We start from the raw sequence: 8,229 nt of genomic DNA on the forward strand, positions 1-8,229 counted from the left end.
AATCTCGTCGGCGCGACTCTTTGGTGAGCAATGCTCGGCCCGCCTTTCCAACCCTGTGGCGTGGCCCGGTGCCGGATCAACCGGGCTGGGACAATATCGCCTTCGAAATCCCAGATAGCGTCGCGTAATCCGGAAGAGGTTTGGCTTTTTGATAGCCAGTATGCGGCGCAAGCTGACGCGTAAAACCTGTCCCGTAAAGCTGGGTGGTTGGCCAAACTGGATTCAGGACGGTCGCTGGCCAAACGAAGCCGAGTTTTGCCTTGAGATCAATTCGACGGACAAGGGGAAACTGAATATTGGCGACGACGGATCGTTTTACCTTTTCCGAACCTCGCGCGGCTGGGCCAGCCGTTCGGACAGCTATTGAAGTGCCTTTTTTTACGGGACCCTTTTAAGACTCGTTTCAATAACGGGACATGCAACGCAATCGAATTGCCAGAACAGAGGTGTCACCAATGTTTCCAATTTTTCCGCTATTTTCTTATGCGAGGGCGTACCGATTGACCTGGAGGCAAACCGGGCGTCCGAGGCTGGTAAGGCTTCCAGTCGCGCAGGCCTGATCCATCTCTATCCCGCAAAAACTTCGTCACTGCCGGCAGGGCATCCAGATAGGGTTGGGGTGCTTCGGTGATCTGCACATAACGTTCCAATGCATCCGCAATTGACGAACAGGCTGCAAAGGTCTCTCCAGATCCAGTTAGGCCGCATGCTGCAACGCGGGAATCTCCGTCAACCTCCCACGTCGTTTCCGTCCAGACCTCTCCTCGGCGGGGCTGGTCGCGAATAACTTCCGTCAGGCCATTCTCCAAATCTTCGTCGTCTTTTATGAAGCTTGGATCGTCCGTAAAAAAGACGACTTGGCCGGCGCTAGGAGGGCAACCGTTGAGCCCAATATAGATGCGCACTGCATCGCCCTTTTTATTGAAAGTTGACTGATCCGAAGGGAGTTTGGCCACTATCTGCGGAACATGATACAGTATAGCGTTTGGCAATTCAGGATCCGCGCTGAACATCCTGAAGGCAAGTTTACCTTCCTCCAGCGTCCGTACGAAGGCATCAGTCGCGAGAAAAGCTGATCGGATTGTACTGCCACGCAGCAAGCGATCATAAAGGGTGGTAGCGCCAGTGATGGCGGCTTGATTGGTAATCGGCGCTGTGGTTCCCATAGCTACCATGCCGAATTGGCCCAAATATTCTGCAATTTTATCGGAATCGCAGGCATTTAGCAGTATCAGCTTAGGGCGATGATTGGGCGGGAGTATCTCTTTCAAATCGCATGCGAGAAGTTCGACGGCCCGCCCGTCGCTAGTGCCGAACCACAGTCCTCCTTTCGATCCATGAACAGAGATATGGAGCACGTCTGGTCGATACTTGGAAATCTCGAGCACGAAGTCTTCAAGCTTTACGTCGGGCAAAAACGTAAATTGCGCGGCCTCCACAATGGTAGATGGTAAGCGCGCCTGGAGCGCAGTTATTTCTCTTTCAAGTTCAAGGCTTTCTCCCTCAGGCGCCTGGGACGCGACATATAGAACCTTCATAGGATGTCCTCACGATCAAATCTTTCAAGGCGTGCGAACGGATTTCCGTAAACCGAGTAAGCTAGCCATGTGAAATCACCCTTCGCATGGCAAACAGCGCGCGCGGCTTGCGAAGCTTCCGCGAGCGTACTCCCGGCGATAAGGCGATCGTAAAATTCGGTAGCGAAATTAAGCGCAAGTGTATCATCGACAGACCAAAGAGCCCCGACAAAGGCATCGACACCCTTTCCAGAAGCAGGACGCAAGAAAGCTTCGGCAAAGCCAGCAACGCCTGAAATGCCCTTGCCGCCCCTCCCTGTTTGGCACGCATTGATGAAGACCATCCCATAGCCGTCATCGGCGAATCGGGCATGCCTTTTTACGGTTTCGAAGGTCAGGGTATCGTCGAAAGTCTCGCCGTTAGCTTCCTCACCTTCGCGGAGGATCAATTGCGATATCAATACGGCTTTTTGCTGCGCCTCGCCGTGACAGGCAAAATGTAATAGATCGCAACCTCGGGCCTCCGACTTTAGAAAATTCCGCACGGCTTCGCTGTTGGCCTCCACCTCCGCAGCGGCCCTAAAACGGCTCACAAGCATTTCACGTTCCCGATCGGCACCGGGCAAATCATGATTGTCATTGAGATAGTCGGGAATAACGTAGCGTATGCGGTCACCGCGTAACTGCATTTTCGCGTCGGGCCAGCGGGCATTATACATCCACCGCACGAGCCCCCACTCGCATAGGAAGCCCTTATTATCGTCCGTGTCTGCCGTTGGATCGTCGATGTAAAGCAACTCCCAGGGAATGTGTGGGCTGTCGGAAATAACCTGAACAGCTTTTATTTGTTTACGGTTCTCCCACAACGCCTTGCGAACCTTTTCGGGCACTAAACCATTTGTCTTGTCGACTGAGTAATCGGCTAGATTACGCACGAAAGTCTGATAGTTGTTCTCGCCGAGTGCATAGGCGTCCTCGAGGCGAGCGTAGAAATCACCTACGAAGGCGCCGATATCGAAGCCTGCGGCCAGTGTTATCTCCTGACAAACGGCGATTTCAGGATCGGCACAGGCAAGATCATAGCGAATCTTGAGTGTTCCGTCCGGCTGGTGGATTTCAAATATACGCATGATTGCCGGAGCATCAGATGACGGCGTCAGAACAATCGACTTAGAAGCCACGAGCTTGTCCTGTGATCCATCGACAAAGACCGGTGACAGCCGTAAGGATGTCAAGGGACGCCCGGCTTGTAGTATCTCAATCTGCAAGATTGCCTCGCCGGGCACGCTACCCTTCACCAGAAAGCGATAAGATATCGAAGCTTTGGGGATTTGAACATCGCGCCGGACGCTACTTTGCCAGTCGGGTTTCTCGCCGTCATAAGCGACCTGACAGTTCTTGAGAGCGATGACCTCAATTCCAAGTGCCTCTGTCGGCTCGACCGGTATCGCTGTAATAGTAGTAGCGGCCCCTCGACCTGACACTATTGTTATCCGGGAGTCTGATATAGTGACGAACAATGGTGCAGCCGCTTCTAACGCAATCGACGCCGCAATCTCCGCTGCAAAATGACAGCCGACCGACGCTCCGGCTGTTGTTTCTTCCAAAGGTGAGGACTCTGGCACGCCCATGGTGGCTTCTATCGGAGGCAAGGATTCTAGTAATTCCATCGGTCCGCCTTCGTCCGATATACGCGACCGCCGTCCACGTGTTGGCCGAGTGCGGACCCCAGGTTGGCTCAGATCACGATTTTCGCCTAAGTTTTCATTAAAATTTATACTTCTTGGCACCCTCGACCTCCCAATATTAGGAATAACGCCGAGGGTTAAATCATGAAGTATAAGCCATAGATAAAGCTTTTTTGCTACTTGCGGCGTCTGGAAATATATCGTGTGGTATACAGAGAGGTCTCGATCTAGAGTCTCGATGCGTTCCGGCTGCAGAACAAGTTGCGGCCCAAACTGTGCCATCGAGGCGGTATGGACAACAAGATCGTTCGCTTCGGCCAGCAGATCGTCGGCAACCGAATTGACTAGATATTGCACCAATTCATGACTTACGCCGCGTGACAGGTCCAGACGTGGTTCATAATCCGAAGCAATCACATAGTAGTCGCGCCCATTGCCGCCACCACGATCGAGTTCTTTCACGCAGCGACTTTCAGGCATCATGGCCTGTAGTCCCGGAACCCTGTTCTCCTCGATTGCCAGCCTAGGCAATAATTTGACAAATTCCGCCAATGTTCGAAGAGCGATGACTTCGGCGCCCATCGCCATTCCTGTTAAAATTGTCAAGGCACGTGCTGCTGCCAACAAGGCATTGGTGTAACGGTTGACAAAATCGTACCAGTGTTTTGGATCGGCCAGGACCGTCCCGCCATTAGTACATCCGACAAAGATGCATTTGCCGAAAACGAATCGATCCTTTGCTAGCTTTTCGGTGAAAACCCGCAAAACAAGTCCGCCACGGCTGTACGCAACTGCATCGATACGTGTGCTGTTGGGAAGAAAACTTAAGGCCGCCAATAATGCCTCGGCATTTGCTTCAGGATCAGCCGCCAATGTCGGATGGTCGAAACCGATGACCATATCATAGTGCTGTCGGACACCTTCCAGAAAGGCTTGTCCCTCGCGAACGGCGGCAAGGTGGCTGAAGCTGCCTGCCGTAGTTGAAAAAGTGCCGTGCACCATCAAAAGCACATTTAGCGGCTGATTAAACGGCCCATTCGGGCGAAAAGGTGCTTTCCATGTGCCCGGCGGACCGGACATATCAACCAACCCAGGAGTTAGGTGGCCTTCAATGTGATTGACGGCTAGACTTATCGTCGCCTGAGCGACAAAACGTAGAACTCGCACCCGAACCGAGCCAAAAAGCCAGCCAATTACTGCGCCGCCGAGAACGCTTCGGCGTCGGCCAGGTCTACTTGGCAGATCGGTGGGGAGCGTAAAACGTAAGGTCGTGGCACCACGCGTTGTAGCGGCAACCGATGATTCATCGGGCGACTGCCAATAGACAACGCCTCCGTCACCTTCAATCAGTAAGACAGCGTCCTGACTGTCATCGACATCGACGGTAATGGTGGCTGGAGCAGCCTGTCGGGTTAGCCGCCTTGCCCCTGACGTAGTGGCCTTGCCCGAAGTTAGCTGGATGTCACTTGCAATCTGGAATTCTGCATCCGACAGCACTTTGTCAATTAACGGATCCGGCGCCTCAATATTAGTGGCTCGCCTGCCGATACGCGGACGGGGGCCGATAGAAATGTTTAATGCTTGCCCGGTGTCTATCGCTACTCCATCACCAATCTTGATCGTCGGCATGTTCGCTCTCACCCACCTTGAGATTCGCGCCAGACCTCTGATTTTGAAGATGATCACAAGCGATGCTGTGCTTATTCTCAGGGGCTGGAAATGCGAATGATTTATGTTTAACGCATATTAACCGGCTAAAGCTTACATCAGAAATTGCACTTATATGCAACTTATAGAAATCAATATTATATGCACAACCGGGTGGGACATACGACGCGTATTTTCATTTCCTAGTGGCTAAGAAGCGAAAAATCGGTTTGCTCGCAAACCAAACCCATAAAACTTTGATTCGAACGGCACAAAATAGATGCTCACTCCGGTTCCTTGTCGTAATCGGGATTTCGTTCAGCGCCGCCTCACACTATCCCCGGCAGGTCCAACCCCTTCCCCCGCGCGCAGGTCAGGGCGATATCGTATCCGGCGTCGGCGTGGCGCATTACGCCGGTCGCCGGATCGTTCCAAAGAACGCGCTTCAACCGTTTGGATCGTCGCCGAGGCCGAGGCGGCGAAATGACCCGAGCCGCAGGCCAAAGGCTGGCATGTGGGGGCTTCTGCCAAGGTCGACATCAAAGCCCGTTCCTGCCACACTGGATACTCGACGCAATGGGGTGGCAGATGGGGTTTCTGAACTGGCTGAGATCGTTCATCGGTGGCAGAAGGCCCACAATGCCCCCGCCGACGGAAGCCGAAATGCAAGCCGCATGCGATCGTCTGGATCAGATGGTCAAACCGGCCATATTCGGCGAAATCGGCGGCCAAACGCCATCGCCCGACCATCCGCCGACAAGTCGCTGGGGCGGACAGTTTTGGGGCCTGCCCGGCGAGGCAATTCCTGTTTGCCAGGGCACGGGCCGGCCGATGCGTCCCCTCGTGCAGATTCGGACCGATGAATTGCCGGACACCCCCGCCTTCCTTGAAGGCATTGCGCTGTTCAGTATCTGGATCGACGTGAAAGCCGTGTTCGGCGACTATGACGCGTCCGGAACCGGCTTTGCTATCCGCACCTATGCCTCGCTCGACGGCCTTGTGCCCATCGGCCCGCCGCCTCAGGTAAACAAGGACCGGCCTTCCTTTCCAATTCTGTGGCATGGGCCGGTTTCGGATCAACCGGTCTGGGACGATATCGCGCTTGAAATCCCGGATAGCGTTGCCCAATCCGACGAAGAGGTTTGGTTTTTTGAAAGCCAATATGCGGTGCAAGCCGAAGCGCTGTACGAAACCTGCCCGGTAAAGCTGGGTGGCTGGCCAAACTGGATCCAGGACAGCCGCTGGCCGGACGAAGCTGAGTTTTGCCTTCAGATCAATTCGACGGACAAGGGGAAACTGAATATCGGCGACGGCGGATCAATATACCTTTTCCGAACGCCACGCGGCTGGGTTAGTCGTTCGGATTGTTATTGAACGGCGATATCAGCAAGACCAATGTCTTTGAACGTATTAATACTCGTTTCAAAAAAAAGCCCCGTACGTTTGGGGATTCCGTATCACGTCCTCGATTCCCGCCCCCGCATAATAACTTTCTGCCAGATCAATAGCTTCGCGCAGCAAGCAGACGTATTGCTGGACTGAGGCTTGCAATTTAACATTATGGCACGGCCTTCGCCGCTGTCGCCGCGGCAACTGTCGCCGAGTAGTGTGTCTGCACCGCAATTATGGCGTCAATTACCGGGTCGAACCCGTCAAAATTTATTACTGCTCGGCGTTTTTGCACAATGTGCTCAGCGAATAACGCTTTTCCAATATGAACCTTGGTATCAATCCCGTGCCTAGGGCATGGAAAGTTTTTCCATTCAGATCCATCGAGAGCGCGGCTGCGTCGAATAGATCCTCGATGGCAGTGTCTTTTCCAGCAATCTTCGGGATTGGCACAACATACAAGTTCTCGCAGACATGGTAGTACGGCGCACTGCCGTCAGGGGTAGCCGGGAGTTTCGCGGCAGATTTGATAGCGCTAAAAATCGGCTTTGAGGCCCCATCATTGTCGATAACAATGATCACTGGGTGCTCTTTGCCTGGAACTTTAAAAGGCTTCAGCGATGACGCATACTGCGTGATAAACTGAGCCAGTTCCCCTGCACCGCCTGACAGACTTTGCACAGCGGCAGTCGTCTTGGAATAGCCGAAGAAACGTAAATTGACGCTAATGCCCTTTTGGACTGGCGACACAAGTTCCGGATATTTGGCCGCCTTGGCTTTGATGGCATTCTGAATGTAAATCGGGTCGGTCTTGCCTTCGCAAATTATTGTTGGAAGCTCAAGCCGGTAGAACCCAATGAAATCCAAGAATTTTTTATACTCTCGGGCGTGACCAGGGCGTTTGTCGTGAGGGTATTTTTTGTAGTCTGTCTCCAGACCTTTTATATGGAAGATATGCGCAAGCCGGCCCCGAAGCTGCGGCATACCATTTTTTGCCTGTCGCCCCGCACGAGCTTTATCGTCGGGCAGATAATAGGTGCCTTTGACAAATAGCTGGTTACACATTGCTCTTGTTGTTTTGTAGTACTCTGACGGTATTCCGAGCTTTTCGTTGACGATCAGCCCTGTGGCCGTTTGACGGCTGTCGCGGTATTGCATCCTAGTTTTGGTATGCTGAAATTCAAAACCCGACCGGTAAGTGCGGGAGCGTAGTTCATCCCCTATGATCCATTGATTGGGGTTTTCAGTGCTGGCCACTGCCAAAGCCGCGGGAAAGTGCATTTTGTTCGTTGAAAACGAAAGGTCGTCGGCATAGCGCGTGTATGTGCAACCGTTCTTTGCAGCAAGCTTACCCAAGTGCACGTCCATGACCTGGCAAATCAAGTTTGTGATAACGGGCGAACACGGACTGCCTTGTGGCAAACGTCCTTGGAAGCACGCAATTTGCGAAATGATAGTTGCCAGGGGCTTTTCCAACTGGAAATACCTATTCTTATGGAAGTATCCCTGAACGCGACCGAAGTTAACACAGCCAAAAAAATCTTTGAGATCTACGTTCAACAAATGGTGGCGTCTGCGATGGCGGCGCGCATTCGTTATAATAGAGCGCTTTGAATGGAACCCGTGCGCAAGCGCACAGTTTTCGTCTATGCCCAACTCTCCCTCAATCTCAGTTAGGCAATGCCCCAGTAATTTTGCAAGACGTCGCTGAACCTCTTTGAGCCGTTCCGTGGGTTTGTGTAATACCAACGGCGTTAAACTCTGACCTGTGCATATTCCCTTGTTCCGATTGATCGAATGCGTTCTGGCTGTTCCATGAGAGCCTTCCATGCGTTGCAACAAGCTTCGACAATGGCTTCGTAATTTTCATAGACCCGATTGGCGAGATAGTTCTGTCGTAGATACTGCCAGACATTTTCCTGAGGATTTAGCTCTGGCGAATAGGGTGGCAATTTCATCAGGGTGATATTTTCGGGCACGATAAGTTT

5 protein-coding genes and 1 pseudogene are annotated in these 8,229 nt (G+C 52.7%); 1 reads left to right on the plus strand and 5 read right to left on the minus strand.

Annotated elements, in window-relative coordinates; all coding sequences use genetic code 11:
- Positions 1-473: 473 nt before the first annotated feature.
- From AC1DXO_RS08150 to AC1DXO_RS08160, 3 genes and pseudogenes are all read right to left on the minus strand, one after another.
- Positions 474-1,538 (minus strand): CHAT domain-containing protein, encoded by a 1,065-nt coding sequence (locus AC1DXO_RS08150; RefSeq protein ID WP_476977623.1) that lies wholly within the window; start codon positions 1,536-1,538, stop codon positions 474-476.
- Complete coding sequence (locus AC1DXO_RS08155; RefSeq protein ID WP_476977624.1) at positions 1,535-4,834, minus strand: CHAT domain-containing protein; 3,300 nt, start codon at positions 4,832-4,834, stop codon at positions 1,535-1,537. The genes AC1DXO_RS08150 and AC1DXO_RS08155 overlap by 4 nt, the downstream gene beginning before the upstream one ends.
- 347 nt (positions 4,835-5,181) lie before the next feature.
- Positions 5,182-5,310 (minus strand): annotated as a pseudogene (locus tag AC1DXO_RS08160) (hypothetical protein); the annotation flags it as partial.
- Positions 5,311-5,335: 25 nt separating this feature from the next.
- On the opposite strand from AC1DXO_RS08160, the gene AC1DXO_RS08165 reads away from it, so the two are divergent.
- Positions 5,336-6,226, plus strand: coding sequence for a YwqG family protein (locus AC1DXO_RS08165; RefSeq protein ID WP_476977625.1), 891 nt, complete (start codon positions 5,336-5,338; stop codon positions 6,224-6,226).
- Between the two features lie 288 nt (positions 6,227-6,514).
- Here AC1DXO_RS08165 and AC1DXO_RS08170 read toward each other — a convergent pair whose 3' ends face one another.
- Positions 6,515-8,071: a retron Ec67 family RNA-directed DNA polymerase/endonuclease gene (locus AC1DXO_RS08170; protein ID WP_476977626.1), complete on the minus strand. Its 1,557-nt coding sequence runs from the start codon at positions 8,069-8,071 to the stop codon at positions 6,515-6,517.
- Positions 7,996-8,229 (minus strand): transposase (locus tag AC1DXO_RS08175; protein ID WP_476977627.1); only part of this gene is annotated, 234 nt, incomplete at its 5' end. The genes AC1DXO_RS08170 and AC1DXO_RS08175, both read right to left, overlap by 76 nt.

It is taken from the genome of Asticcacaulis sp. P2_C5 (assembly GCF_056404555.1).

Excerpts from the sequence above, each read along its gene's own strand:
- AC1DXO_RS08150 (WP_476977623.1), bottom strand. The coding sequence starts at position 1,538 with ATGAAGGTTCTATATGTCGCGTCCCAGGCGCCTGAGGGAGAAAGCCTT.
- AC1DXO_RS08155 (WP_476977624.1), bottom strand. The coding sequence starts at position 4,834 with ATGCCGACGATCAAGATTGGTGATGGAGTAGCGATAGACACCGGGCAA.
- AC1DXO_RS08165 (WP_476977625.1), top strand. The coding sequence starts at position 5,336 with ATGACCCGAGCCGCAGGCCAAAGGCTGGCATGTGGGGGCTTCTGCCAA.
- AC1DXO_RS08170 (WP_476977626.1), bottom strand. The coding sequence starts at position 8,071 with ATGGAAGGCTCTCATGGAACAGCCAGAACGCATTCGATCAATCGGAAC.